The 25,034-nt window shown below is 64.4% G+C and carries 24 protein-coding genes; 11 read left to right on the top strand and 13 right to left on the bottom strand.

The window, feature by feature from the left end; all coding sequences use genetic code 11:
- Positions 1–69 precede the first annotated feature (69 nt).
- Positions 70–1,407: a D-amino acid dehydrogenase gene (locus DTW89_RS01865; protein ID WP_114654677.1), complete on the bottom strand. Its 1,338-nt coding sequence runs from the start codon at positions 1,405–1,407 to the stop codon at positions 70–72.
- A 391-nt stretch (positions 1,408–1,798) separates the two neighbouring features.
- Here DTW89_RS01865 and DTW89_RS01860 point away from each other — a divergent pair, with 391 nt between their 5' ends.
- Positions 1,799–2,710, top strand: coding sequence for a LysR family transcriptional regulator ArgP (locus DTW89_RS01860; RefSeq protein ID WP_114654676.1), 912 nt, complete (start codon positions 1,799–1,801; stop codon positions 2,708–2,710).
- A gap of 157 nt (positions 2,711–2,867) precedes the next feature.
- Positions 2,868–3,482, top strand: coding sequence for a TetR/AcrR family transcriptional regulator (locus DTW89_RS01855; RefSeq protein ID WP_114654675.1), 615 nt, complete (start codon positions 2,868–2,870; stop codon positions 3,480–3,482).
- Between the two features lie 134 nt (positions 3,483–3,616).
- On the opposite strand, the gene DTW89_RS01850 is transcribed toward DTW89_RS01855, so the two are convergent.
- From DTW89_RS01850 to DTW89_RS01830, 5 genes are all read right to left on the bottom strand, one after another.
- Complete coding sequence (locus DTW89_RS01850; RefSeq protein ID WP_114654674.1) at positions 3,617–4,555, bottom strand: fasciclin domain-containing protein; 939 nt, start codon at positions 4,553–4,555, stop codon at positions 3,617–3,619.
- A 51-nt stretch (positions 4,556–4,606) separates the two neighbouring features.
- Complete coding sequence (locus DTW89_RS01845) at positions 4,607–5,062, bottom strand: fasciclin domain-containing protein (RefSeq protein WP_024813577.1); 456 nt, start codon at positions 5,060–5,062, stop codon at positions 4,607–4,609.
- 168 nt (positions 5,063–5,230) lie between these two features.
- Complete coding sequence (locus DTW89_RS01840) at positions 5,231–5,653, bottom strand: universal stress protein (RefSeq protein ID WP_024813578.1); 423 nt, start codon at positions 5,651–5,653, stop codon at positions 5,231–5,233.
- Positions 5,654–5,761: 108 nt separating this feature from the next.
- A complete protein-coding gene (locus DTW89_RS01835) occupies positions 5,762–6,607 on the bottom strand; it encodes a metallophosphoesterase (RefSeq protein ID WP_114654673.1) in 846 nt (281 codons plus the stop codon).
- Between the two features lie 7 nt (positions 6,608–6,614).
- Complete coding sequence (locus DTW89_RS01830) at positions 6,615–7,595, bottom strand: LysR family transcriptional regulator (RefSeq protein ID WP_114654672.1); 981 nt, start codon at positions 7,593–7,595, stop codon at positions 6,615–6,617.
- A 129-nt stretch (positions 7,596–7,724) separates the two neighbouring features.
- On the opposite strand from DTW89_RS01830, the gene DTW89_RS01825 reads away from it, so the two are divergent.
- Positions 7,725–8,168 carry a hypothetical protein gene (locus DTW89_RS01825; RefSeq protein ID WP_024813581.1) on the top strand — a complete coding sequence of 148 codons (444 nt, stop codon included), beginning with the start codon at positions 7,725–7,727 and terminating at the stop codon, positions 8,166–8,168.
- 186 nt (positions 8,169–8,354) lie between these two features.
- Here DTW89_RS01825 and DTW89_RS01820 read toward each other — a convergent pair whose 3' ends face one another.
- From DTW89_RS01820 to DTW89_RS01805, 4 genes are all read right to left on the bottom strand, one after another.
- Positions 8,355–10,229 carry a phosphoenolpyruvate carboxykinase (GTP) gene (locus tag DTW89_RS01820; protein WP_114654671.1) on the bottom strand — a complete coding sequence of 625 codons (1,875 nt, stop codon included), beginning with the start codon at positions 10,227–10,229 and terminating at the stop codon, positions 8,355–8,357.
- Between the two features lie 298 nt (positions 10,230–10,527).
- Positions 10,528–11,232 carry a 7-cyano-7-deazaguanine synthase QueC gene (gene queC, locus DTW89_RS01815; protein WP_114654670.1) on the bottom strand — a complete coding sequence of 235 codons (705 nt, stop codon included), beginning with the start codon at positions 11,230–11,232 and terminating at the stop codon, positions 10,528–10,530.
- A gap of 74 nt (positions 11,233–11,306) precedes the next feature.
- Positions 11,307–11,453: a hypothetical protein gene (locus DTW89_RS19470; RefSeq protein WP_201740922.1), complete on the bottom strand. Its 147-nt coding sequence runs from the start codon at positions 11,451–11,453 to the stop codon at positions 11,307–11,309.
- 72 nt (positions 11,454–11,525) lie between these two features.
- Positions 11,526–12,725 carry a threonine ammonia-lyase gene (locus DTW89_RS01805; protein WP_111865966.1) on the bottom strand — a complete coding sequence of 400 codons (1,200 nt, stop codon included), beginning with the start codon at positions 12,723–12,725 and terminating at the stop codon, positions 11,526–11,528.
- A gap of 178 nt (positions 12,726–12,903) precedes the next feature.
- On the opposite strand from DTW89_RS01805, the gene DTW89_RS01800 reads away from it, so the two are divergent.
- From DTW89_RS01800 to DTW89_RS01780, 4 genes are all read left to right on the top strand, one after another.
- Positions 12,904–14,346 (top strand): diguanylate cyclase domain-containing protein, encoded by a 1,443-nt coding sequence (locus tag DTW89_RS01800; protein WP_114654669.1) that lies wholly within the window; start codon positions 12,904–12,906, stop codon positions 14,344–14,346.
- A 405-nt stretch (positions 14,347–14,751) separates the two neighbouring features.
- The gene (locus tag DTW89_RS01790) at positions 14,752–16,770 is read left to right on the top strand and encodes a ribonucleoside triphosphate reductase (RefSeq protein WP_114654667.1); all 2,019 of its coding nucleotides are present in this window, start codon (positions 14,752–14,754) and stop codon (positions 16,768–16,770) included.
- Positions 16,771–16,959: 189 nt separating this feature from the next.
- On the top strand, positions 16,960–17,136 hold the full coding sequence (nrdD, locus tag DTW89_RS01785) for an anaerobic ribonucleoside-triphosphate reductase (protein WP_114654666.1): 177 nt from the start codon (positions 16,960–16,962) through the stop codon (positions 17,134–17,136).
- A 142-nt stretch (positions 17,137–17,278) separates the two neighbouring features.
- A complete protein-coding gene (locus DTW89_RS01780) occupies positions 17,279–17,980 on the top strand; it encodes an anaerobic ribonucleoside-triphosphate reductase activating protein (protein ID WP_236636993.1) in 702 nt (233 codons plus the stop codon).
- Positions 17,981–18,109: 129 nt separating this feature from the next.
- Here DTW89_RS01780 and recQ read toward each other — a convergent pair whose 3' ends face one another.
- The 3 genes from recQ to DTW89_RS01765 all read right to left on the bottom strand — a co-directional run bounded on the left by recQ (position 18,110) and on the right by DTW89_RS01765 (position 20,941).
- The gene (recQ, locus tag DTW89_RS01775; RefSeq protein WP_114654665.1) at positions 18,110–19,969 is read right to left on the bottom strand and encodes a DNA helicase RecQ; all 1,860 of its coding nucleotides are present in this window, start codon (positions 19,967–19,969) and stop codon (positions 18,110–18,112) included.
- Between the two features lie 289 nt (positions 19,970–20,258).
- The gene (locus DTW89_RS01770; protein WP_111865956.1) at positions 20,259–20,609 is read right to left on the bottom strand and encodes an RNA recognition motif domain-containing protein; all 351 of its coding nucleotides are present in this window, start codon (positions 20,607–20,609) and stop codon (positions 20,259–20,261) included.
- A 122-nt stretch (positions 20,610–20,731) separates the two neighbouring features.
- The gene (locus DTW89_RS01765) at positions 20,732–20,941 is read right to left on the bottom strand and encodes a hypothetical protein (protein WP_114654664.1); all 210 of its coding nucleotides are present in this window, start codon (positions 20,939–20,941) and stop codon (positions 20,732–20,734) included.
- A 417-nt stretch (positions 20,942–21,358) separates the two neighbouring features.
- On the opposite strand from DTW89_RS01765, the gene DTW89_RS01760 reads away from it, so the two are divergent.
- The 4 genes from DTW89_RS01760 to DTW89_RS01745 all read left to right on the top strand — a co-directional run bounded on the left by DTW89_RS01760 (position 21,359) and on the right by DTW89_RS01745 (position 25,027).
- Positions 21,359–22,432: a homocysteine S-methyltransferase family protein gene (locus DTW89_RS01760; RefSeq protein WP_114654663.1), complete on the top strand. Its 1,074-nt coding sequence runs from the start codon at positions 21,359–21,361 to the stop codon at positions 22,430–22,432.
- 67 nt (positions 22,433–22,499) lie between these two features.
- Positions 22,500–23,795 carry an AAA family ATPase gene (locus DTW89_RS01755; RefSeq protein ID WP_114654662.1) on the top strand — a complete coding sequence of 432 codons (1,296 nt, stop codon included), beginning with the start codon at positions 22,500–22,502 and terminating at the stop codon, positions 23,793–23,795.
- Entirely contained in the window at positions 23,782–24,357 is a 576-nt protein-coding gene (locus DTW89_RS01750) for a hypothetical protein (RefSeq protein ID WP_201740921.1), read from the top strand. Before DTW89_RS01755 ends, DTW89_RS01750 begins: the two co-directional genes overlap by 14 nt.
- Positions 24,350–25,027 (top strand): RNA ligase family protein, encoded by a 678-nt coding sequence (locus DTW89_RS01745; RefSeq protein ID WP_114654661.1) that lies wholly within the window; start codon positions 24,350–24,352, stop codon positions 25,025–25,027. The genes DTW89_RS01750 and DTW89_RS01745 overlap by 8 nt, the downstream gene beginning before the upstream one ends.
- The last annotated feature ends 7 nt before the right edge of the window (positions 25,028–25,034 follow it).

The following is a 25,034-nucleotide window of genomic DNA, read 5'->3' as shown; positions in this document are numbered from 1 at the left end:
TCTGGAGGGGGAGGGCTATTATGGTGCGGTGCCCGCAATCGCGCAGGCGTGGGGCGTTTTGACCGCCCCTCAGGCCGCGACCACAGGGCGTTGGTGCGGCCCCGGTTCAGCGCCCAGAAAGCCGAAGGCCATCGCGGGCTGCGCGCCACTGATCAACTCGGCCAGGGCCTTGCCCGAGCCCGCGCCATGCGTCCAGCCCAGGGTGCCATGGCCGGCATTCACCCACAGCTTGTCCACGCGCGTGCGGCCGATGAAGGGGATATTGGTGGGGGTGGCGGGGCGCAGGCCGGTCCAGTATTGCGGGTTGCCGCCCTGCTCGGGCGTGCGGGTGTCGCACACGCCGGGCAAGACTTCTTCGATGCGGCGTGACAGCAAGTGGCAGCGCGCCTTGGCCACGGGGTTGTCCAGGGACAGGTCAAAACCGCCCAGTTCGATGGTGCCAGCCACGCGCAGCACATCACCCAGGCGGCTCATGGCGAGCTTTTTGCCATCGTCGATGGCAGAGACCAGGGGCGCCGCTTCGGGCCGCAGCAGCGGGAACGTGGCGCTGTAGCCTTTGCCGGGATAAATGGGCAGGTCCACACCCACGCTGCGCAGCAGCGGCGCGCTGTAGGAGCCGCAGGCCACCACGATGGCATCGCCCTTCAATATTGAGTGTTTTTGGCCTGTAGCCCCCGACTGTATTGCGCTAACAGCTACTGAATCGATAGTATTTCCGGTTTTGTTGAGGCGCAGCACGTCATGGCCATACAGAAACTGCGCGCCGCGCTCGGCGCAGCGGCGGGCCAGTTGCTGGGTGAACAGGCGCGCGTCGCCGCTTTCGTCGGTGCTGGTGTAGGTGCCGCCGGTGATGCGCTCGCCATAGGCGCTGAAGGCTGGCTCGATCTGCAGCAGCTCTGCGCGGCTGACCAGGCGGCGCTGCACGCCGAACTTGCGCATCACCTCGACTGCGTGGCCCGCCTCGTCCAGCGATTTCTGGTCGGAATAGAAGTGTGCGATGCCGCATTCGAGGCGGTGGTATTGGATGCCGGTGGCCCGCACCACGTCTTTCAGCGCCGCATGGCTGTAGGCGCCCAGGGCCACGATCTGCTGCACATTGCGCTCAAAGGCCGTGTCGTTGCATTGCGCCAGAAACTTCAGGCACCAGCGCCATTGCTCCCAGTCCAGCTGAGGGCGCAACAGCAGCGGCGCCTCCTTGTCGAACATCCACTTGAGCGCTTTCCATGGCGCTGCGCGGTTGGCCCAGGGCTCGCAGTAGCTGACGGAGATTTGCGCTGCATTGGCGAAACTGGTTTCCAGCGCGGCGTCGGGCTGGCGGTCGACCACGACCACTTCGTGTCCGCGCTCCAGCAGGTGCCAGGCGGTGCTGATGCCGATGATGCCGGCGCCGAGAACAATCGTTTTCATAGAGAGAGCGTGTTGTGCACTTTGACGTGCCCGTGAAAGCCGGGGAAAGGCCCGGCAACCAGGCGCAGGACGCGCCGCAGTATGGATACTGCAAGCGGCCTGCAACAACGTGGCCGGCCCTTTCCCCGGCTTTCCCTCCGGGTTGGCCCCGGAGGCAGGCGTTCGCCGCGTTGCAGCGCTTGCCAAGGCACGGGCCTTGGCAGCGGCACTGCGCCTTGCGATCACCAGCCTCCAGGGCCAACGCGGGTACGTCAAAGTGCACAACACGCTCTCATGCAGTGTCCGTGACATTGCCGGCAACTAAAAGCAAAATTAAACTTACTCCAAAAACATCAGCGCACCTAATAAAGCGCGCTGCACGACTTCCCCTTTTTGCGCGAGTTGAAAGACCATGAGCACCTTTGATCCCGCCGCCCTGGAATGCCTTGCCGCCATCGTGGAAGAGGGCGGTTTCGAGCGCGCCGCCCAGCGCCTGAATGTCACGCAATCGGCGGTGTCGCAGCGCCTGCGGGCGCTGGAGGCGCAGGTGGGCTCGGTGCTTATCGTGCGCAGCCGGCCGCTGCGGCCGACCTCGGCGGGGCAGTTGCTGCTCAAGCACACCAAGCAAATGCGCCTGCTGCGCGCCGACCTGGAGCGTGACCTGCAGGAGCTGGCCCCCAGCGCGCCGGGGGGCACGCGCGAGGATGAGCGCATCTCGATCGCCATCAATGCCGACAGCATCGCCACCTGGGCCATGGGTGCCCTGCACGATCTGGTGCGACAGCGTTTGCCGCTGGAAATCATCGTGGACGACCAGGATTTCACCCAGGAATGGCTGCGCTCGGGGCAGGTGCTGGGCTGCGTCACCACGCTCAAGCAGGCGCTGCGCGGCTGCAAGATGGTGCCGCTGGGGGTAATGCCCTATGTGGCGGTGGCCTCGGCTGCATTTGCGCAGCAGTATTTGCCGCAAGGGCTGACGCCGCACAACTTTCGTGAGGTGTCGTTTTTGTCGTTCAACCGCAAGGATGACATGGCCTCCGAGTTTGTGGCGCGCGCGTTCGGCCTCAAGCGGGTGGCGCTCAACCACCTTTTCGTGCCCAGCGCAGAGGGCCAGATGCGGGCCGTGGCTGCGGGCTGGGCGGTGGGGGTGGTGCCCGAGCTGCTGGCACGGGGCGCCCTGGCCGACGGCTCCATGGTGGACCTGGCCCCCGGCCGCGCCCTGTCCATCGAGCTGTACTGGCATTGCTGGAACCTGGAATCGGAGCTGCTCGACGCCCTGACAGCGGCCCTGACCGGCGCCGCCGCCCAGGCGCTTGTTGCCTGAGATCGTGAACACGTTTTCAGGCACCGGGCCCGCGCAGGGCGTTGGTGCACAGCGTTCGCAGGGCCCCAAGCCGTTCAGGATGCGATTGAAAAGTGAACGACGTGGTTGTGGTGCAACTGTTAAGTTGTTTTGGAACCGATGCGTATAAAATACGCAAATGCAAACGCCGAAACCCAAGGTCTCCTTCAAGGAACAAATGCACCTGGCGCGTGAAGACGCCATTCTGCAGTCCACTTGCCGCCTGCTGGGCGAAAAGTCTTTCGATGCGATGACGATGGACGATGTCGCCAACGCGGTGGGCATCGCCAAGGCCAGCCTTTACAAGCATTTCGCCAGCAAGGAAGACCTGTGCTGCGCCGCCATGATCCAGATTCTTGGGCGTGTGCGTGCCTACCTCGACACCTTGCCCACAGACATGCCGCCCCAGGACAAGCTGCGAGACCTGGTGCGCTGGTCGCTGGAGCGGCTGATCACCAACGAAATGCCGCTGCTGCCCAGCCGCAACTCCAGCCTGCGGGCGGTGCTCATGGCCAACAAGCACTACCTGGACGGGCTGGTGACCGTGAGTGACCAGATCGGGCAATGGATCACCGAAGCGCAGGCGCAAGGCTTTATCAACCCGGCGCTGCCGCCGCTGGTGGTGCTGTACACCCTGTTTGCCCGCGCGTGCGATCCGGTGGTGGGGTTCCTCAAGGAGGGCGGCCAGTATTCGGACGCAGAAGTCGTCGACCTGGTGGTGCGCACCTGCTTTGAAGGGCTGGCCGCGCGCTAACGGCATGCAAAAGTCGCGCTGACGGCGTACGCACACAACCCGCACCCCGCATCCCGTAATTGCGCGGTTTCCACCCAAAAAAAAAGAGCCCGGCATGCCGGGCTCTTTTGCGATGGGGGTCAGAGTCACCCGACTCACTTGGGCAGGATCACCTCGTCCACCACGTGAATTACGCCATTGCTGGTAAATACGTCGGTGGCCACGATGCTGCTGGTGCGCATGTTCTGGTCGGTGATGACCAGGCTGGAGTTCACGGTGAAACTCTGGCCCTGCACGGTGGCAATGGCGGTATTGACGGGCACCTCGGCCTTGAGCACGCGCGCCGGAACCACGTGGTAGGTCAGCACCTTGGTCAGCAGGACCGTATCGGCCAGCAGAGCGGCTTTGCTCACGCCCAGCTCGGTCAGCAGTGCGGCAAATGCTGCGTTGGTGGGCGCAAACACGGTAAACGGGCCCGTGCCCTGCAAGGTGCTCGCCAGGCCTGCGGCTACCACGGCCTCGACCAGGATGCTGAAGTCGGGCAGCGCCGAAGCGGTGGCCACAATGTCCTTGTCGGCTGGCAGCAGCACGCGGTCCACCAGGTGCACCACACCGTTGCTGGCCTGGATGTCGGTGGCGGTGATGTTGCTTACGCGGTTGCGGCCATCGGTAATCTTGAGGCCGTTATTGGATTCGATCTTGAAGAAGCCACCCGATACCGGGGTGATTGCCTTGCCCAGTGGCACGTCGGCCCGCGCCACGGTGCTGCCGAGCACGTGGTAGGTCAGCACCGCCGTCAGCAGTGGCTTGTTGGCCAGCAAGGCCTCCTTACTCACGCCGAGTTCGGTCAGCAGCGCAGCGAAGGCCGCGTTGGTGGGCGCAAACACCGTGAGCGTGCTGGTGCTCAGGGTGGCGGCCAGATCGGCGGCCACCACGGCTTCCACCAGGATGCTCAGTTCGGGGGTGTTTTTCGCCAGCTCAACGATGTTGCGCTGGGGTTCGTCATCGCCGCCCCCGCAGGCTTGCAACAAGGTGGTGCCAGCGCCCAGGGCGGCGGCCAATATAACGGTACGGCGGTTGAATGCGGTTTTCATGGTGGCTTCTCCTCGCGAATGGTCGGTCGGTGAAAAGAACGGGGCCAGCGCTTACTTGGGCATCAGCACGGTGTCGATGGCGTGGATCACGCCATTGCTGGCGGCCACGTCGGTGGCGATGACCTTGGACTGGTCCACCATCACGCCCATGTTGGTGGTCACCGTGAGGTCCTGGCCCTGAACGGTCTTGACCTTGCCGGCCTTCACATCCTTGGCCATGACCTTGCCGGACACCACGTGATAGGTCAGCACTTTGGACAGTGCCGCCTTGTCGGCCAGCAGGCCATCGAGGGTGGCCTTGGGAATCTTGGCAAACGCTTCGTCGGTGGGCGCAAATACCGTGAACGGGCCGGGGCCCTTCAAGGTATCCACCAGACCAGCGGCCTGCACCGCAGCCACCAGGGTCTTGAAGTTGCCCGCCTTCACGGCGGTGTCAACGATGTCTTGTGCCATGGCGGTGAACGTGGCGCCTGCAGTCAAGGCGATAGCAATCAGGGTCTTTTTCATGGTTCGTTCCTCTCGGATGGGTGGAGATGACACGCCAGGATGGGCGTGGGGCGAATGTATAACCAATTGGTTTCAACGTAAACCATATGGTTATTCAATAACCGAACGGTAATTTCGGGGCGAAAAAAAGCCCTGTCAGGACAGGGCTTGGTTGGTGGCGCAACCGCCTTAGCGCACGATCAGCAGGGGCACCTTGCAGTGGGCCAGCACCTGGGTGGTGACCGAGCCCATCACCAGCGTGGCGATGGCACCATGGCCATGCGAGCCCATCACCAGCAGGTCGAACTTGCCTGTGTCGGCAACCTTTGCAATGGTTTCACCCACCGGGCCGACCTTGACGCTGCGCTTGGGCTGCACGCCGTGCCGCGCCAAAAACTTGCACACCGGAGCGAGAATTTTCTCGGCTTCCTCGGCGTGGTAGGTGTCCACCATTTCCTTGCCCAGCGCGGCGCGGGCGCGGGTGGGCAGGGGCATCTGCACGGTCAGCACGGTGTATTCGTGGGTGCCGCCCAGCAACTCTTCATGGGTTGCAAGATAGGCCAGCATTTTCTTGGTGTACGCGCTGCCATCGACAGCAAGCAGGATGTTCATGGTGTGTTCTCCAGAATGAATGGATCAGGCTAATCTGCGCCCGCGGTTGTTGTTTTCACCTGTGCCAGGTTTTCTCGTGCGCTCGGAAAGGGTGTCAGCCTGCGCCCATCATACGGAAATGCAGCACTGCGCCTGGAACAAATCCTGTTCTCCCTTGCGTGCATATCCCAGTGGATTGGCCACTACGCGGCACTGCCAGGGCGCACCATGCTCGTCGGTGCCGCCCACCGTGTAGTCGCTGGGTGCGTGCAGGTGCCCGTGCAGCCACAGTTGCGCCAGGGGCAACAACTCGTCCAGGGCATTGCAAAAGCCGGCCGTGCCGGGCACCAGCCCATAGCGTGGATCGGCACTGCGCAAGCTGGGTGCAAAGTGGGTCACTGCCACCGTGGGCCCGGGGTGCGGACGGGCGAGCGCGTCACGCAACCATTGCTGGCACAGCAGCGCCTGCGTGCGCACCTGCTCTGCCAGAAAGGGCTCGCCATTGCGTGTTGCGCCGGTTTTGCGCAGGTAAAAGTTGGCGGCGCGAAACGCCTTGTCGCGCAGCTTCAGGCTACGCGTGAGATCGGTGCAGTTTTCGTGGTCTGCCAGGGCATCGAAGTCGCTCCAGAGCGTGGTGCCAACAAAACGCACGCCGTCCAGCACCAGCGTTTCGCGCTCCAGCCACGCAATGCCGAGCTGGTCGCAGACCGTGCGCAACCGGTGATGTGCGGCGTCGAAATCCTGTGCGTCGTATTCATGGTTCCCGGGCACCAACAGCACCGGCACAGGCCAGCCAGCAAATTGCGGCAAGGGGGAAAAGCGCTCCAGGCCGAATGACGTGTCGGCGAGCAGCCCGCCCTCCTGGTAAGAGCCGATGTCGCCCGCCAGCACCAGCACATCGGCCGCGGGGGCGGGCTCGGGCGTGAACTGGGGATGCGCCTCCAGGTGCAGGTCGGACAGCAGCTGTATCTTCATGGCAGGGTCAGTCTACGGCGGCGTGGCCCGCCTGTTGGGGAAAGGTGCGCCGTGCGGCGCGTGCCAGCGCCAGCAGCAACCAGTTGATGGCCGCCTGCTGGGGGCCGCGCCGACGCCACAGGGCATCCACATGCACCGCCGGCACATCCAGGGGCAAGGGGCGCAGCACCAGGGCGTCGGCGATGCCGGTAACGGGCACGAAGTGCCGCGGCAGCACGGTGAGCAAGTCAGAGCTGGCCACCACCCGCCCCGCAGTGAAAAACTGGTTGACGGTGAGCACCACACGCCGCACGCGCCCCAGCGATGCAAGGGCCTCGTCGATGAAGCCAAACGGGCGCCCGGAAAAGCTCACCAGCATGTGGCGGGACGCGCAAAACTGGTCCAGCGTCAGCGGCGAGTTGGCCAGCGGATGGCCCTGGCGCATCACGCACACATATTCGCCGTCGTAGATGCGCCTGCTGTCAAAGGCGATCACGCTCCCCGACTGGGCCCGCGCCGTCAGGTCGGCCAGCACGGCAGGAAAGTAGCCCACGGCCATGTCGGCGGATTCTTCCTCAAGCAGACGGCGGGGATCGCGGGTGGTGAGTGGAACCACCCGCACGGAAATGCCGGGGGCCTTGCGCTCCATCATCTCCACCAGCCCGGGCACCAGCGTGGCCGCGGTGGCGTCAGACATGGCCAGCACAAAAGTGGATGTGGCAGTGGTGGGCTCAAACAGGCCGGGCGCCAGCGACTCCTGCAATTGCGCCAAGGCTTCGCGTACCGGGGGCCACAGTGCCAAGGCCCGTTGGGTGGGCTCCACGCCGTGACCGCTGCGCACCACCAGGTCGTCACCCAGCACTTCGCGCAGTCGCCGCAGCGCGTTGCTCACTGCTGGCTGCGTGAGTGACAGCTTGTGCGCAGCCCGCGTCAGGCTGCGCTCTGCCATCACCTCGTCAAAGACGCGCAACAGGTTCAGGTCAAGGGAGCGGAAATTAACAGGAACCATGCCATCAAAGTATCACCCACATGAATGATCTCAATTCACAATATAAACTTGAATGTATTCAGGGTAAACCCTAATATCACCCCATCGCCCGGCAATCTCGCCAAAAGCGTTTGGAAAGGGACCTCAAATATGACCAGTTTTGCACACGTGGATTACCCCACACAGCACCCCGGCGTGGTCCGGGCCGAAAACGCCATCGCGGCACTGAAGAATTTTGCCGCAGGCTTTGACGGCGCACGCGGTGCAGCCTCGCTGATGCTGGCGGCGGTGGTTGCCGCGTTGGTGGTGGTTGCCAACCAGGTGATCGACACTTGGGGCGATGGCCACTTGATGGCCGCCTGGATGTTGTTGTGGGCGGTGGCGTTTATGGCCATTGCGCTGTTTGCAACGCCCGCTCGCCGCGCATCGGTGGTGCTACGCAACGGCTACAAGGCTTGGGTGGAAAGCCGTCGCCAGGCTGCCGAAGACCAGCGCACCTGGAATGCCGCCCTGCAGGACGCCCGCATGATGGCTGACCTGAGCCGCGCAATGACTTCCTCTGCCACGCAGGATATCGGCAACAAATACTACTGAGCACTGCACAGACCGTGTGCCGGGCGTAGCCTGGCAGCACAGCAACGAAAGCCGTGGTCACAGCCCACGGCTTTTTTTCGTCCACGCCAGCAAGAGTGCAGGCGCCATGAAAAAAGCCGCTTCGCTCCACTGAGGGGCGGGCGGCTTGGCGCAGTGCACGAACCCTGTGAGGGTTCGTGCACTCGATCACACGGCAGCCAGGCGCTTTTCGATGGCAGCCCGTGTTTCCAGCAGCTCCTTGGGCAGGTGGTAGGCCAGTTGCTCAAAGTGCGCATCGTGCAATTTGAGTTCTTCCACCCAGGCAGCCTTGTCGATGTGGGTCACGGTCTGGAACTGCTGGGTGTTGAAGTCCAAACCCGTCCAGTTGATTTCTGCATACTGCGGAGCAATGCCGAACATCGTGTCCTGGCCTTTCGCCTGGCCTTCGATGCGGTCGATCATCCACTTGAGAACGCGCATGTTCTCGCCGTAGCCGGGCCACACGAACTTGCCTGCCTCGTCTTTGCGGAACCAGTTCACGCAGAAGATCTTGGGCAGGGAGTGGCCGGATTCCTCCAGCTTGTGCTCCATGTCCAGCCAGTGCTGGAAGTAGTCGCTCATGTTGTAGCCGCAGAACGGCAGCATGGCGAACGGGTCGCGGCGCACCACGCCCTGCGCACCAAAGGCGGCGGCGGTGGTCTCGGAGCCCATGGTCGCGGCCATGTACACGCCTTCCATCCAGGTGCGGGCTTCGGTGACCAGTGGCACGGTGGTCGAGCGGCGACCGCCGAAGATGAAGGCATCGATGGCCACGCCATTGGCATCATCCCACTGGGGGTCGAGCGCCGGGTTGTTGGTGGCGGCCACGGTGAAGCGCGAATTGGGGTGCGCGGCCTTGGCGCCGGTCTCCTTGGCAATGGCGGGCGTCCAGTCTTTGCCCTGCCAGTCGATCAGGTGGGCGGGAATGCCGCCGCCGTCTTTTTCCATGCCTTCCCACCACACGTCGCCGTCGTCGGTGAGTGCCACGTTGGTGAAAATCACGTCCTGGTTCAGCGACAACATGCAGTTGGGGTTGGTGTGCATGTTGGTGCCGGGGGCCACGCCGAAATAGCCGGCTTCGGGGTTGATGGCGTACATCTTGCCGTCGGCATGGGGCTTGATCCAGGCGATGTCGTCACCGATGGTGGTGACCTTCCAGCCCGCAAAACCGGCCTCGGGCGGCACCAGCATGGAGAAGTTGGTCTTGCCGCAGGCGCTGGGGAAGGCAGCAGCCACGTGGTACTTCTTGCCCTCGGGGTTGGTCACGCCCAGGATGAGCATGTGCTCGGCCAGCCAGCCTTGGTCGCGGCCCATGGTGGAGGCAATGCGCAGTGCCAGGCACTTTTTGCCCAGCAGGGCGTTGCCGCCGTAGCCCGAGCCGTAGGACCAGATTTCGCGCGTTTCGGGGTAGTGCACGATGTACTTGACCTTGGGGTTGCAGGGCCAGCTGGTGGTGTCCTTCTCGCCGGCCTGCAGCGGTGCGCCCACGGTGTGCATGCAGGGCACAAACTCGCCGTCCACACCCAGCACGTCGTACACGGCCTTGCCCATGCGGGTCATCAGCTTCTGGTTCACGGCCACGTAGGCGCTGTCGGTCAGCTCCACGCCGATGTGGGCAATGTGGCTGCCCAGCGGTCCCATGCTGAAAGGCACCACATACATGGTGCGGCCCTTCATGCAGCCGTCAAACAGCGGCTGCAGCGTGGCGCGCATGGCAGCAGGCTCCATCCAGTTGTTGGTCGGGCCGGCGTCTTCCTTTTTGGCCGAGCAGATGTAGGTGCGGTCTTCCACGCGGGCCACGTCCGACGGATCGGAGCAGGCCAGAAAGCTGCCGGGGCGCTTGGCGGGGTTGAGCTTCTTGAACGTGCCTGCATCCACCAACTGCTGGCACAAGCGGTCGTATTCTTCCTGGGAGCCATCGCACCAGTAGATGCTGTCGGGCTTGCACAGGGCGGCCATGTCGGACACCCAGGCGAGCAGGCGGGCGTTCTTGACGTAAGCGGGGGCTTGGAGATTCAGGCCCTGCATCGTGGGTGAGTTCATTGGGGAGCTTCCTAAGTTGAAAAACAGTTTTTTCAAAGGAAGCTAACCTGCATGGTTGCGACAGGGCCGGGCGCAAATGTGGGTGCTGAGCGCTGCCTTTGAAAAAACGGCTTACGTGCTCAGTCGGCGGGCGGTTGCAAGGCATAGCCCCACGGGTGGAGGCTATTCCACGGATTCCGCGGGTCGGCTGGGATGTCGATTTTATGAATCTGACGCCCGTTTGTCTGTCAGTCAGGGGTTAAAACCATGCAAAAAACGCATGAGGTTATGCTTCTTTGGTGGCTTGGCTGGGCCAAATTCAGGACTGCGACGCTTGCCAGCGCTCAAAACCTGCCTTGCGCAGGGCGCAGGCCGGGCAGGTCCCGCAGCCATAGCCCCACGCGTGGCGCGTATCGCGCGCACCGTGGTAACAGGTGTGGGAGTGCTCCAGAACAATGTCCACCAGCGCCTGGCCACCCAGGGTGCGCGCCAATTGCCAGGTGTCGGCCTTGTCCAGCCACATCAGCGGCGTCTCGAAGGTGAAGCGCTGGCCCATGCCCAGTGACACTGCCACCTGCAGCGCCTTCAGGGTGTCGTCGCGGCAATCGGGGTAACCCGAAAAATCGGTTTCGCACATGCCGCCCACCAGCGTGTGCAATCCACGCCGGTAGCCCACTGCCGCTGCCAGCTGAAAAAACAGCAGGTTGCGTCCGGGCACAAAAGTGTTGGGCAGGCCGGCAGCGTCCATCACGATTTGCGTGTCGCGCGTGAGCGCCGTGTCACTGATCTGCCCCAGCACGGCCAGGTCAATCATGTGGTCCTCGCCAAGGCGCTCTTGCCACTGCGGAAAACCTGCGCGCAGGGCGGCCAGCACTTCCTGGCGCGCCTGCAGCTCCACCATGTGGCGCTGGCCATAGTCGAAGCCGATGGTTTCGACGTGGGCAAAATGCTGCAAAGCCCAAGCCAGACAGGTGGTGGAGTCTTGGCCACCGGAGAAAAGTACGAGGGCGTGTCCGGATCGCATGGGCGGCTTCTTTCGAAAATGGGGCGTAAAAAAACCCCGCGCTGCGGGGTTGATGGGCGAGGGCGGCGTGCGCCTCAGGCCATGTTCACGGCAATGAAGGCCAGCAGGAAAATCATGATGGCACCCACGACAGGCAGCACCACGGGAATCAGCGGGACAACGTTTTCCACGGCGTCGGCGGTGTGCGCTGCAGGCGTGTGCGAGGTGTTGTGGTCAGACATGGCAATGACTCCAATGGCGAAGAATTGGCGCAATTCTAGCTGTAGCGGCACAGATGCGTGCCACCAGGGCCATCACATCAGCGCTGCTTGCATCCCTGCGCAGCGCAAGGCCTCCAGCACCTGGGCCACATGGGGCTGCCCGCGGGTCTGCAGCACCAGCGCAATTTCTACATTTTGCGCAGCCAGCAGGGTGAAGGCGCGCTGGTGGTGCACCTCTTCGATGTTGGCGCCTGCGTCTGCCACGGTGGCCGTGATGCGCGCCAGCACGCCCGGAACGTCGCGCGCACTCACGCGGATGCGCGCCAGCCGCCCCGAGCGCACCATGCCGCGCTCGATGATGGCCGCCAGCAGCAGCGGGTCGATGTTGCCGCCGCACAGCACCAGCCCCACCCGCTTGCCCTGAAAGCGCCCGGGGTAGCGCAAAAGCGCCGCAAGCCCCGCAGCGCCCGCGCCCTCCACCAGCGTTTTCTCAATCTCCAGCAGCATCAGCACCGCCTGCTCGATGTCGCCCTCGTCCACCAGCACCAGATCGTCCACCAGCCGCTTCACCACCTCTTGTGTGATCTTGCCCGGCGAACCCACGGCAATGCCCTCGGCAATGGTCGACGTGCCCTGCGGGTGGTGCGTGCCCTGTACGGCATTCACCATGGCCGGGAAGCGCGAAGTCTGCACGCCAATGACCTCGATGTCGGGCCGCAGCGCCTTGGCCGCAGTGGCCACGCCCGCAATCAGCCCACCGCCGCCCACCGCAATCACCAGCGTGTCCAGGTCGGGCACGGCGCGCAGCATCTCCAGCCCCAGCGTGCCCTGGCCGGCGGCCACCGCTTCATCATCGTAGGGATGGACGAACACCAGCCCTTCGGAATCGGCAAGACGGTAGGCGTGCGCGCGCGCCTCCTCCAGCGTGTCGCCATGCAACACCACCTCGGCGCCAAAGCCGCGCGTGCGCTCCACCTTCACGCCCGGCGTAAAGCGCGGCATCACGATCACCGCCCGCAGCCCCAGCCGCTGTGCGTGGTAGGCCACGCCCTGCGCATGGTTGCCGGCGCTCATGGCCACCACGCCCCGGGCGCATTCGGCTGGCGTCAGCAGCGTGAGCTTGTTGCAGGCCCCGCGCTCCTTGAAAGAAGCGGTGAACTGCAGGTTTTCGAACTTGAGGAACACCTGAGCGCCCACGATTTGCGAGAGCGTTTTGGATTCCACGCAAGGAGTGTCCAGCACCTGGCCTTGCAGGCGGGATGCGGCAGCCTGAATGTCTTGAAGGGTGATCATGCCCGGCATTGTGGCAACAAAGCACGCGCGGTGAGACACCCCTTGTCCTGGCCGGCCCAGCTGGATTCATTCACCGACTGGAATTGAGGGCGGTGTAAAGTAACAACACGTATCTTGACGCCGTTGCAGCGGCAATGGGTTTGGCCAGGATATCTCGCACACCAGGATCTTCCACGCCATGCACCCAGATCGACAGCGCAAAATTCGTGAGCTGTTCAACGAATACATCGAGATGTACGCCGCTCGGGATGAGCGCCTGACCGAGCGTTTCAGCCAGAACTTCACCGGCTACCCTGGCAGCGGGAGCCAGCTGATCCACGACCGCGAGGAATGGATCCGCATCACCCGGCAAGACTTTGCCCAGGTGCCCGGCCGCATCCGCATCGAGATGCTCGACATCGCGCTGCAGGACCTGGCCGACAGCGTGGTGGTCGCCACCGCCTTCTTTCACATCCACCTGCCCAGCGGCGGCGATTATTTTTCGACCAAGGTGGTGCGGCTCACGCTGGTCTTTCGCCGCGAGGGCGACGACTGGATGATCGTGCACTGCAGCTATTCCGTTCCCTACCACAGCACGCAGGACGGCGAGGTCTTCCCGCTCCACAGCCTGCAGGAGCAAAACAGCGCCCTGCAGGCCCTGGTGGCCGAACGCACCCAGGCGCTGCACGACAGCCAGGCCCTGTACCGCCTGCTCACCGAAGATGCGCAGGATGGGCTGTGGCGCACCGACGCCCGGCTCATCGTCACCTACATCAGCCCGGCGGACGAACGCCTGCGCGGCTTTCGGGCCGACGAGGTGGTGGGGCGCCATGTGTTTGAGATGTTCACCGAAGAAGGCGTCGCCGTGGTGAAAGCCATGATCCAGCGCCGCGCACAGGAAGAGGCATCCGGCACGCCTGTCGGGTTTCTGAACTTTCAGGTGCAGCACCGCTGCAAGGATGGCCGCCTGATCTGGGGCGAGGTCATGTCCAAGACCGATCGCAATGCTCAGGGCGAAATCATCGGCTACCACGGCATCACGCGCGAGATCACCGAGCGCAAGCGCCTGGAAGAGCAGGTGCGTCAGCTCGCCTTCCACGACCCGCTCACCCACCTGGCCAACCGCCGCCTGATGCTGGAGCACCTGGACCAGGCCATGTCGGCCAGCAAGCGCAGCCACCACCATGGGGCGCTGCTGTTTCTCGACCTCGACAACTTCAAGTCCCTCAACGACACCCACGGCCACAGCGTGGGCGACCTGCTGCTGATCGAAGTGGCCGAGCGTCTGAAGGCCTGCGTGCGTGAAGCCGACACCGTGGCGCGCTTTGGCGGTGACGAATTCGTGGTGCTGCTGTGCGAACTGGACACGCAACCGGCCGAAGCCAGCGAACAAGCCATCGCTGTCGCCGAAAAAATCCGCATCCGCCTGTCCGATCTTTATGTGCTGCAAGCCGCGCCATCCGGCCCCGCGACCGGGACCATCGAGCACCAATGCACCGCCAGCATCGGCGTGGCGATATTCCGGGGGCGCGACGAGAGCCAAAGCAGCGTGATCAACAGGGCCGATGCGGCGATGTACCAGGCCAAAGAGGATGGGCGCAACCGGATCCGGTTGGCCCCATGTCCCGTCGAGGCGGGCTGATCCGCACCCACAGGTCCCCTCGCCCCCGGTGAGTGCGTGCGCCTGCGTGGCGGCGACGTCGATCGCCTGCGTGCCGATGAACCCCCGCCACCCGGCCCATGAACGCGTTGCCCAGCGGCGCCGCGACAAAGCCATCTGCCACTGCCGCCAGCGCATGGCGGTGCAGCGGGCCGGCTTGGGCGAGCGGCTCTGGCGGTGGTGCCAGCACACACGCAGAGGCAACCAAAAGCCCGCCGCGTATCGGGCGCAGATGGCTTACGCCCTGATCACCGTGTGCTGGTGTCGGGGCTTTTTTTACTTCTGCTGACAGCCGCATTTGTGCTGAATCAAACTACCTATAGTGTTTGATGGGTATCGTGGACACCATATGTAGTGTTTTAACCCCTTGCCAGATTGTGAGAACCCATGGCGTCCACCCTTGTCACCTTGCCCCGCGAAGTCGTTTTGCGCAGCGGGCAGCGCGTTCCTTTTGATGCGGAGCGCATCCGCGCCGCGCCGGCCAGTGCCGGGCAGGCGGCGGGCGAATATGGCGCCGAAGAAGCGGCGCTGCTCACCGCGCAGGTGACCAAGGTGCTGATCCACCGCTTTCATGGCGAGGCGCCCACGGTGGAACAGATCCAGGACGTGGCCGAGCAGACGCTGATCGCCGCGAACCACCTGGCCACCGCGCGCGCCTACATCGTCTACCGCGAGCAGCACGCCCAGCTCCGCGCTGACAAGCAGACGCTGGTGGATGTGGAAAGCTCCATCAACGAATACCTCACGCGCGCCGACTGGCGCGTGAACGCCAACGCCAACCAGGGCTATTCGCTCGGCGGGCTGATCCTCAACGTGTCGGGCAAGGTCACTGCCAACTACTGGCTCTCGCATGTCTACACGCCCGAGATCGGCGAGGCGCACCGCAATGGCGACATCCACATCCATGACCTCGACATGCTCAGCGGCTACTGCGCGGGCTGGTCGCTGCGCACGCTGCTGCACGAGGGGCTCAACGGCGTGCCCGGCAAGGTGGAGGCGGGGCCACCGAAGCACATGAGTTCGGCCGTGGGGCAGATCGTCAACTTTCTGGGCACGCTGCAAAACGAGTGGGCGGGCGCGCAGGCGTTCTCGTCGTTCGACACCTACATGGCGCCCTATGTGCGCAAGGACGGAATGGACTACGCCGCCGTGCGCCAGTGCATCCAGGAGCTGGTCTACAACCTCAACGTACCCTCGCGCTGGGGCACGCAAACACCGTTCACCAACCTCACCTTCGACTGGACCTGCCCCGAAGACCTGCGCGAGCAGGTGCCCGTGATCGCAGGCCACGAAATGCCGTTTGCCTATGGCGATCTGCAGACCGAGATGGACCTCATCAACCGCGCCTACATCGACGTGATGACCACGGGCGACGCCAAGGGCCGCGTGTTCACCTTTCCCATCCCCACCTACAACATCACCAAGGACTTCCCGTGGGAGAGCGAGAACGCGCAGCTGCTGTTTGACATGACGGCCAAGTACGGCCTGCCGTATTTCCAGAACTTCATCAACTCCGAGCTGGAGCCGAACATGGTGCGCTCCATGTGCTGCCGCCTGCAGCTCGATTTGCGCGAGTTGCTCAAGCGCGGCAACGGCCTTTTTGGCAGCGCCGAGCAGACCGGCAGCCTGGGTGTGGTGACCATCAACTGCGCGCGCCTGGGCTACCAGCATGCGGGCGATGAAGCCGGCCTGTTCGCCGCGCTGGACCGCCTGATGGAACTGGGCAAGCAGAGCCTGGAGACCAAGCGCAAGCTCATCCAGCGGCTCATGGACCAGGGCCTGTTCCCCTACACCAAGAGGTATCTGGGCACCCTGCGCAACCACTTCAGCACACTGGGCGTGAACGGCATCAACGAGATGGTGCGCAACTTCACCCACGATGCGCACAACATCACCAGCGACTGGGGTCATGCGTTTGCCGTGCGCTTGCTCGACCATGTGCGCGAGCGCATGACGGCTTTTCAGGAAGAAACCGGCCACCTCTACAACCTCGAAGCCACGCCCGCCGAAGGCACCACCTACCGCTTCGCCAAAGAGGACAAAAAGCGCTGGCCCGCCATCCTGCAGGCCGGCACGGCAAGCCAGCCGTACTACACCAACTCGTCCCAACTGCCCGTGGGTTTTACCGACGACCCGTTCGAGGCCCTGATGCGCCAGGAGGCGCTGCAATCCAAATACACCGGCGGCACCGTGCTGCACCTGTACATGGGCGAGCGCCTGTCCAGCGGCGCGGCTTGCCGCGATCTGGTCAGGCGCGCACTCACGCGCTTTCGCCTGCCGTACATCACCGTCACGCCCACGTTCTCGATCTGCCCCACGCACGGCTACCTGGCGGGCGAACACCCCTTCTGCCCGCGCTGCGACGAAGAGCGGCTGGCCGCCAAGCGGGCTGCACTGGCTGCGTGAGGGCGCAGGCTCTGGCGCGGCCAGTGCAGGCTCGATTTTAGAAGAAAAAGGCCTGTAGCCCTTATGTAATAAGCGCTAACAGCTATTTAAGTAGGAGCATTCAAGACTCCCAACCCGTTGTATGCGTTCCCGCCGGACAGCGCCGTAATTTTGCAGCGTGTCCATTTTTCGACCCCAGGAGATACCACCATGAGCCATCTTTCGATCACCGAGCAAGCCGCCATTGACAACGTTCAACTCACCGACGCCGAGCGCCAGCCCTGCGAGGTCTGGACCCGCGTGATGGGCTACCACCGCCCCGTTTCCAGCTTCAACGTGGGCAAGCAGGGCGAGCACCACGAGCGCCAGTTTTTTGCCGAGAAGTGAACAACCCCCTGAGCGGCTGCGCCGCTTCCCCCTTCTCTCGCAAAGCTCTGCTTTGGGGGAAGGGGGACGCCACATGCGCAGCGGGGCGGCCCTTGCGCGGTGGCCGCTGGCCGGTGCCGCGCCAGAGCATACGTCTTCAACCATGAATACCGTGAGCGAAACCCTGTTGTCTGCCAACCCTATGCGCATCGGCGGCATCACGCCGCTCACCACCATCGACTTCCCCGGCCGCCTTGCGGCCGTCGTCTACTGCCAGGGCTGCCCCTGGCGCTGCAGCTATTGCCACAACCCCGAACTGCTGGATGCCACGGCGCCCGCCGCCGTGCCGTGGTCGCAGGTGCTGGCGTTTTTGCAAAGCCGCCGGGGCTTGCTCGATGGCGTGGTGTTCTCGGGCGGCGAGCCTACGCTGCAGGCCGCATTGCCCGCCGCGCTGGCCGAGGTCCGTGCCATGGGCTTTGCCACCGGCCTGCACACGGGTGGCATGTACCCCGAGCGCCTCGCGGACGTGCTGCCGCTGCTCGACTGGGTGGGGCTGGACATCAAAGGCCCGCTGCAAGCCTACGACAGCATCACCGGCGTTCCAGGCAGCGGAAAGCGTGCGTGGGAGTCGCTGCAACTCGTGGTGCCAAGCGGGGTGCCATACGAATGCCGGACCACCTGGAACCCTGCGCTGTTTGATCTGGATGCACTCCAGGACTTGGGCGAAACGCTGGTCGATAGCGGGGTCACGCATTGGGCGCTGCAGCAATGCCGTGCCCCGGGCCTCGCCGCGTCCGAAGGGCTGCCGCCTGTGGTGGAGACCCTTGGCGAGCGGTTTGCGTCGTTCAGTGTGCGACGGGGGTGAAGGCGACGGCCTTGGTGTCCCTAATTCAGGGCGCGATGGGGCTACCCTGTTCTGCCCTGCCGCCACTGCCGGTGTTTTCAGCGTTACCAGCACTACCCGCTACAACCGGATTTTCTGAGTGTCGCGGGCTCAGCTTTGCTGGCACACCCGCAGCACCTCGGCACCATACGCCTCCAGCTTCTTCGCCCCCATGCCGCTGATGCCCTGCAGGTCTTCCAGCGTGCCTGGGTTGCGCTCGGCAATGGCAGCCAGCGTTGCGTCGTGAAAGATCACATACGCGGGCAGGTTGTGCTCGCGCGCCACCTCGGCGCGCCAGGCCTTGAGGTTGATGAAGCGCACCTGTGCGTCCGGCCCCAGGTTGGCGGCAGCGGCTGGTGGTGCGCTGCTTTTGCGGGTGCGTTTGGCAGGGGCGGATGACACCGATTCGCGCAGCTGCACCGGCACCTCGCCCTTGAGCACGGCGCGCGAGCCTTCGGTGAGGCACAGCGTGTCAAAGCTGTGGCCGCTGTCCAGCATCACCTTCTGCAGGCCCAGGGCACCCGTGGCGATCAGCTGGCGCAGCACGCCGCGCAGTTGGGGTTCGGTCAGGTCGGCGCCAATGCCGAAGGTGGAGATTTTTTCGTGCCCGAACTGCGCCACCTTCTCGGTCTTTTTGCCACGCAGGATGTCCATGATGTGCCCGGTGCCAAAGCTGATGCCGCTGGCCTGGTTCACGCGGTAGATGGTGGACAGCAGCTTGCGCGCGGCATCCGTGGCGTCCCACACCGCCGGTGGGTTCAGGCAGTTGTCGCAGTTGCCGCAGGGCGTGGATTTTTCGCCAAAGTAGGCCAGCAGCCGCACGCGTCGGCAATCGGTGGCCTCGGCCAGCGCCAGCAGTGCATCGAGCTTGCCGCGCAGCGCCTGCTTGAACTCTTCACCCGCGGGGCTCTCGTCGATCATGCGGCGCTGGTTCACCACGTCGTTCAGGCCATAGGCCATCCAGGCATCGGCGTTCAGTCCGTCGCGGCCCGCACGGCCGGTTTCCTGGTAGTAGCCCTCGATGTTCTTGGGCATGTCCACATGGGCCACAAAACGCACGTCGGGCTTGTCGATGCCCATGCCAAACGCAATGGTGGCCACCATCACGATGCCTTCTTCGCGCAGGAAGCGGTCCTGGTTCTTCTGGCGCACCTTGGTGTCCAGGCCTGCGTGGTAGGGCAGGGCCGTGATGCCCGCGTCGCACAGCGTGGCGGCCAGTTCTTCCACGCGCTTCCTGGACTGGCAATACACCACGCCCGCCTCGCCCGGGTGCTCGCGCTCGATGAAGCGCAGCAACTGCGTGGTGACGTCCTTTTTCTCCTCAATGCGGTAGCGGATGTTGGGCCGGTCAAAGCTGCTGATGAACAGCCGTGCGTCTTCGAGCTGCAGCCGCTCGATGATGTCGGCGCGCGTGAGGTCGTCGGCCGTGGCCGTGAGGGCGATGCGCGGCACGCCCGCATAGCGCTCGTGCAGCACCGTGAGCGCGCGGTACTCGGGGCGAAAGTCGTGGCCCCACTGGCTCACGCAATGCGCCTCGTCAATGGCAAAAAGCGAGAGGTGCCCGCCCTGGTACAGACTGTCGAGCAGGCCCAGGAAACGCGGCGTGTTCAGCCGCTCGGGCGCGGCATACAGCAGCGTGATGTCGCCCGTCTGCAGGCGCAGCTCCACGTCCTGCGCCTCGTCAAAACTCAGGGTGGAGTTCAAAAACGCCGCGTCCACTCCCGCCTCGTGCAGCGCGCCCACCTGGTCGTGCATCAGTGCGATCAAGGGCGAGATCACGATGGTCACCCCGCGCCCCTGCTGCTGGCGCACGATGGCGGGCACCTGGTAGCACAGGCTTTTGCCGCCGCCCGTGGGCATGAGCACCAGCGCATCGCCACCGCCAATCACATGTTCGACGATGTCCTGCTGGGGGCCACGAAACTGCTCGTAGCCAAAGACGTCGTGCAGGACGGTGTGGGCAGGGGACAAGGCGGAGGACAGGCGAGAAGACAAACGATTACTCTGAAATTGATAGCTGTTAGCGCTTATCTATAAAGCGCTAGAGGCCAATTTGACCAATATTTTCGCGGCAGACTTGCTCGCTGGCGAAGGGGCTTATTGTGCGCCGGGCGCCGCGTTACCCGCTGAGGGCCTCGCGCCGTGCGCACTCCGCAGGTTTGGGCCCCATGCCCTTGTAACGCTGGCTCCATGGCGCCCTGGTCGGGACAAAAAAAAGACCGGCTCCGCAGAGCCGGTCATTCGCAGGAAGGTGTGGGGATCAGTACCGACCGCCGCCGTAGCCGCCCGTACCGTAGCCAACATCTGAGCGCTTGCCCGCGGTGTAGCCAGCGGCGCTGTAGCCACCTGAGCCGCCACCTTCTTCGCGGGGTCGGGCCAGGTTCACCACAATCGAACGGCCGTCGACAGACATGCCGTGCAGCGCGCTGATGGCGGCCTGGGCGACTTCGGCAGAGGCCATTTCCACAAAGCCGAAGCCCTTGGAGCGGCCGGTTTCACGGTCCATCATGACCTTGGCCGAAGAGACGCCGCCAAACTCGGCAAAGTTGCTTTGCAGGCTGGAGTCGGTCACCGAGTAGGGCAGGTTGCCCACGTAGATTTTGGTACTCATGGAAGAGCCTTTCTGAATAGTGGTGTGCAACGAATGGCGCACCGTTGGGGTACGGGCGTGCAGATCGGGAGTCCGCAGCAAGGAGGAAGGGTGAACTGGATCTGGGGTGGGCAGATCACCCATCAGCACATGGGTGGGTGCTGCATGCACGTTTGCAGCCAGCCCTGGGTGACTGCAAAGAGCCGGGCGGCTTCGCGCGAGGCAAAGGCTTTGTCAAAACGGAACACACGGCAATAGCTGCCGTTGCCCTGGGAACGATGGACCGAGAAGGAGGCGCGGAAGCGGCCGCAGTCGGTCGGGTGTGTCGCGGGCGAAACGACGTACTTGCCCATGGAAATGGCGGTCTGTGAAATCGGGTGCAATCAAGGTCGCAGGCTTGTAAAGCGGCCTGCGCGAGCATCGAGGGACGCGGTGGGCTGCAGCTCTACAGACCCACTGGGCGACAAAGGTCGCAAATGGCGGCCTGCGTGGGGCGGCTTGCCGCCTATAAGCAGGCGTTGCGGTGACGACCCTGTCGGGAGACGTGACTGCAACAAAATCAATTATATTGCAATTCGTATGTGAAATTTACTTAATATTCTTAGTGGTTTTAAAAGAACGCCACGCCCGGGTGTGCCGTGACGTGCGCCCTGTTGCCGCGGCGGCAGCGATGTTGGGCGTCGCCGCCATGCGCGCCAGTCGACGCGCACCCTCATCGCCACATGTCCTCAGGCGGCGCCGGATGGCCCGGCTTCCTACAATAGCGGGCTATGCAAGCCCTTCAATACACCCGCGCCGCCCAACTGCCCGCCATCCTTGCCCAACGCATCGTCATCCTCGACGGCGCCATGGGCACCATGATCCAGCGCTTCAAGCTGGGCGAGGCGCAGTACCGGGGCGAGGGCTACACGGGGCCTGACGGCGCGGGCGACCGCTTCAAGGACTTTCCGCGCGACGTGAAGGGCAACAACGAGCTGCTCAGCATCACCCGGCCCGACGTGATCCGCGACATCCACGAGCGCTATTTGGCCGCTGGCGCCGACCTGATCGAGACCAACACCTTTGGCGCCACCACCGTGGCGCAAGAGGACTACAAGATGGCGCATCTCGCGCGCGAGATGAACCTGCGCTCGGCCCAGCTGGCGCGCGCCGCCTGCGACAAATACAGCACGCCCGACAAACCACGCTTTGTCGCCGGCGCCCTGGGCCCCACGCCCAAGACGGCCAGCATCAGCCCCGACGTGAACGACCCTGGCGCGCGCAATGTCGATTTCGAGCAACTGCGCGCGGCCTATTACGAGCAGGTCGAGGCGCTGGTGGAGGGTGGCGCCGACGTGTTGCTGGTCGAGACGATTTTCGACACGCTCAACGCCAAGGCGGCGCTGTTTGCGATTGATGAGTTCTTTGAAAAGAGCGGCGAGCGCCTGCCGCTCATCATCAGTGGCACCGTCACCGACGCCTCGGGCCGCATCCTGTCGGGCCAGACCGTCACCGCCTTCTGGCACAGCGTGCGCCATGCGCGCCCGCTGGCCATTGGGCTGAACTGCGCCCTGGGTGCCACGCTGATGCGCCCCTACATCCAGGAGCTCAACCGGGTGGCCGAGGACACATTCATCAGCTGCTACCCCAACGCCGGCTTGCCCAACCCGATGAGCGACACGGGCTTTGACGAAACGCCGGAGATCACCAGCCGCCTGGTGCACGAGTTCGCCGCCGAAGGGCTGGTGAACATTCTGGGCGGCTGCTGCGGCACCACGCCGGACCACATTGGCGCCATTGCCAAGGCCGTGGCGCCGGTGAAGACGCGGCAACTTTTCTACCGCGAGCCCACCGCATTGGCCTGAACCGGCCCGAAGCGGGCGTTAGCCCGCAGCCCACCACCTGCCGCGCTGGCGCGGCGAATCGACGCACATGATCAAGCACCTGCAGCTCAAGAACCTCAAGGCCTGGCGCGACAGTGGCAGCGTGCGGCTGGCGCCGGTCACCATGCTGCTGGGCAGCAATTCGTCGGGCAAATCCACCTTGCTGCAAAGCCTGCTGCTGCTCAAGCAGACCGCGGCGGCGCCTGATCGCACGGTGCACCTGAACCTCGGTGGCGACGAGGCCAACGACCTGGTCAGCCTGGGCGATTTTGACGCCGTGCTGGCGCATGGCACCGTGGCGCCGCGCCAGTTCGAGATCGTGCTGGAGTTCGAGCGCCCCGAGGGCGAACGCGTGCGCCAGGGCCGCTTTGCCTGCAGCTATGGTCAGACGGCCAGCGGCGCCGTGGTGGTGCAGGCGCTGTCGCTGTCCACCGTGGCGCGGGAGTTTCGGGCTGTGCGCCGGGAGCGCGGGGCCTATGCGGTGTGGGTGGATGGCGAACCCCGGCCACGCGGCAAGGGGCCGCACCTGGCACCCGAGCGCTCGATTGCATTCTCGGCCGAGGCCATTGCCCTGCTGGGCCCCGATGGCGCGCATCTGCAAGACCTGAGCCTGGCCCTGCGCCGCGAGCTGGAGGCCATTGTTTACCTGGGCCCGCTGCGCCAGCGGCCCGCGCGCGACCAGGTGTGGAACAAGGGCGGTTCGGGCTCTGTGGGGGCCGAGGGCCAGCAGGCCATCAACGCCCTGCTGTCCGATGCCTTGCAGCCGGGCGCGGGGCAGGGCGCGGTGTTGCGCAACGTGTCGGCGGGGCTGCAGCGCATGGGCCTGGCCGACCGCATCGAGGTGCGCCAGCTGGGGCGCTCCAGCCGCTACGAACTGCTGGTGCACAAGGATGGCGTGGCTGCCAACCTGCGCGATGTGGGGGTGGGCGTGGCCCAGGTGCTGCCCGTGCTCACGGTGGCCTACAGCGTGCCGCCTGGCAGCACGGTGCTGCTGGAAGAGCCCGAAATCCACCTGCACCCGCTGGCCCAGGCGGTGCTGGCCGAGCTGTTTGCTGAAGTCAGCCAGCAGCGCCGGGTGCAGTTTCTGGTGGAGACGCATTCCGAACACTTGTTTCGCCGCATGCAGACGCTGCTGGCGCGCCGCCAGACGACCACAGCCCAATGCCAGATGCTGTTTGTGGAACGGCAGGGCGCCAATGCGGTGCTGGTCCCGCTGGAAATCGACGAATTTGGTGCCGTGCGCAACTGGCCGCCGCGCTTTTTCGGTGATGCCATGGGCGAGGCGCGCGAGCAGGCTCGCGCCCGGGCGCAGCGCATGCGGGAGGCCGCCGGTGGCGGAGCCTGACAGCCGCGGGCCGCTGCCGGCCTCACGGCTGGTGGACACCAACGTGCTGATCGTTGCCAGTGCGGTCGATGTCGGATCGCCCTTTCGCCCCGAGGGCACACCGGTGGACGACGCCGCCCTGCGCCAACGCGTGTTTGACTGGCTGGAGGCCTTTGAGGCAGACCCCACGCGCCACGCCGTGCTCGACGCCGGCTGGCAGGTGTGCGGCGAATACGGGCACAAGCTCTCTGAGCAAGACTATGGCTGGCTGGTGATGATGCACAAGATCGACCACAACGAAGTGGTTTGGGTCGATGTGCAGCCCGATGCCGATGGCAATGCCGTGCTGCCGCCGGATCTGGCCAGCGCCGTGACCGATCTGGCCGACCGCAAGATGGTGGCGGCCGCCCTGGCCGCGCTCGAACTGGGCAGCGCCTGCAAGCTCACCAATGCCAGCGACACCGACTGGCTCGACTGCCAGAAGGCACTGCGGGTGGTGGGCCTGGAAGTAGAGAATTTGTTGAACGACTGGCTGGTGGCGCGTTGGCACACCAAGCATGGAAAAAAGGCTCGATATGACTGATTTCTTCCGTTTCCCGCACACCCCGCACATTGCGTGGCTGGCCACCGGCGCGCCACGCGACGACAAGGTGCTTTCGCCCGACGAGGCGCACGAGCTGCTGGCCGGCGAGGTGGTGCTGGAAGAAAAGCTCGATGGCGCCAACCTGGGTTTTTCGGTGTCACCCGACGGTGTGCTGCGCGCGCAAAACCGCGGGCAGTATCTGCCGCAGCCCTTTCATGGCCAGTTTGCCCGGCTCGGCCCCTGGCTGGCCGCACACGAAGACAAGCTGTTTGATGCGCTGGGCACCGACCTGGTGGCGTTTGGTGAATGGTGCGCCGCTCGCCACTCACTCGACTACGCCGCGCTGCCCGATTGGTGGCTGCTGTTTGATGTGTACGACCGCAGCACCGGCCGGTTTTGGAGCACCACGCGGCGCAACGCATGGGCGGCGCGCATGGGGTTCGCGACCGTGCCATGCCTGCATGCCGGGCCGGTGGATCTGGACCAGTTGCGCGAACGGGTGCATGCAACACACAGCCAGTTTCGCCAGGGCAACCTCGAAGGCATCGTGATCCGGCGCGAGAACGCCGACTGGCTGGAGCAGCGGGCCAAGCTGGTGCGTGCCGACTTCACCCAGACCATCGAAGAACACTGGCGCAGCCGTGCGCTGGAGTGGAACCGGGTCGAGTGACGCAGCG

It is taken from the genome of Acidovorax sp. BoFeN1, from assembly GCF_003345135.1.
GTDB lineage: Bacteria > Pseudomonadota > Gammaproteobacteria > Burkholderiales > Burkholderiaceae_C > Acidovorax > Acidovorax defluvii.
The sequence above is the reverse complement of the archived record's forward strand: the minus strand, read 5'-3'. Positions and strand labels throughout refer to the sequence as shown.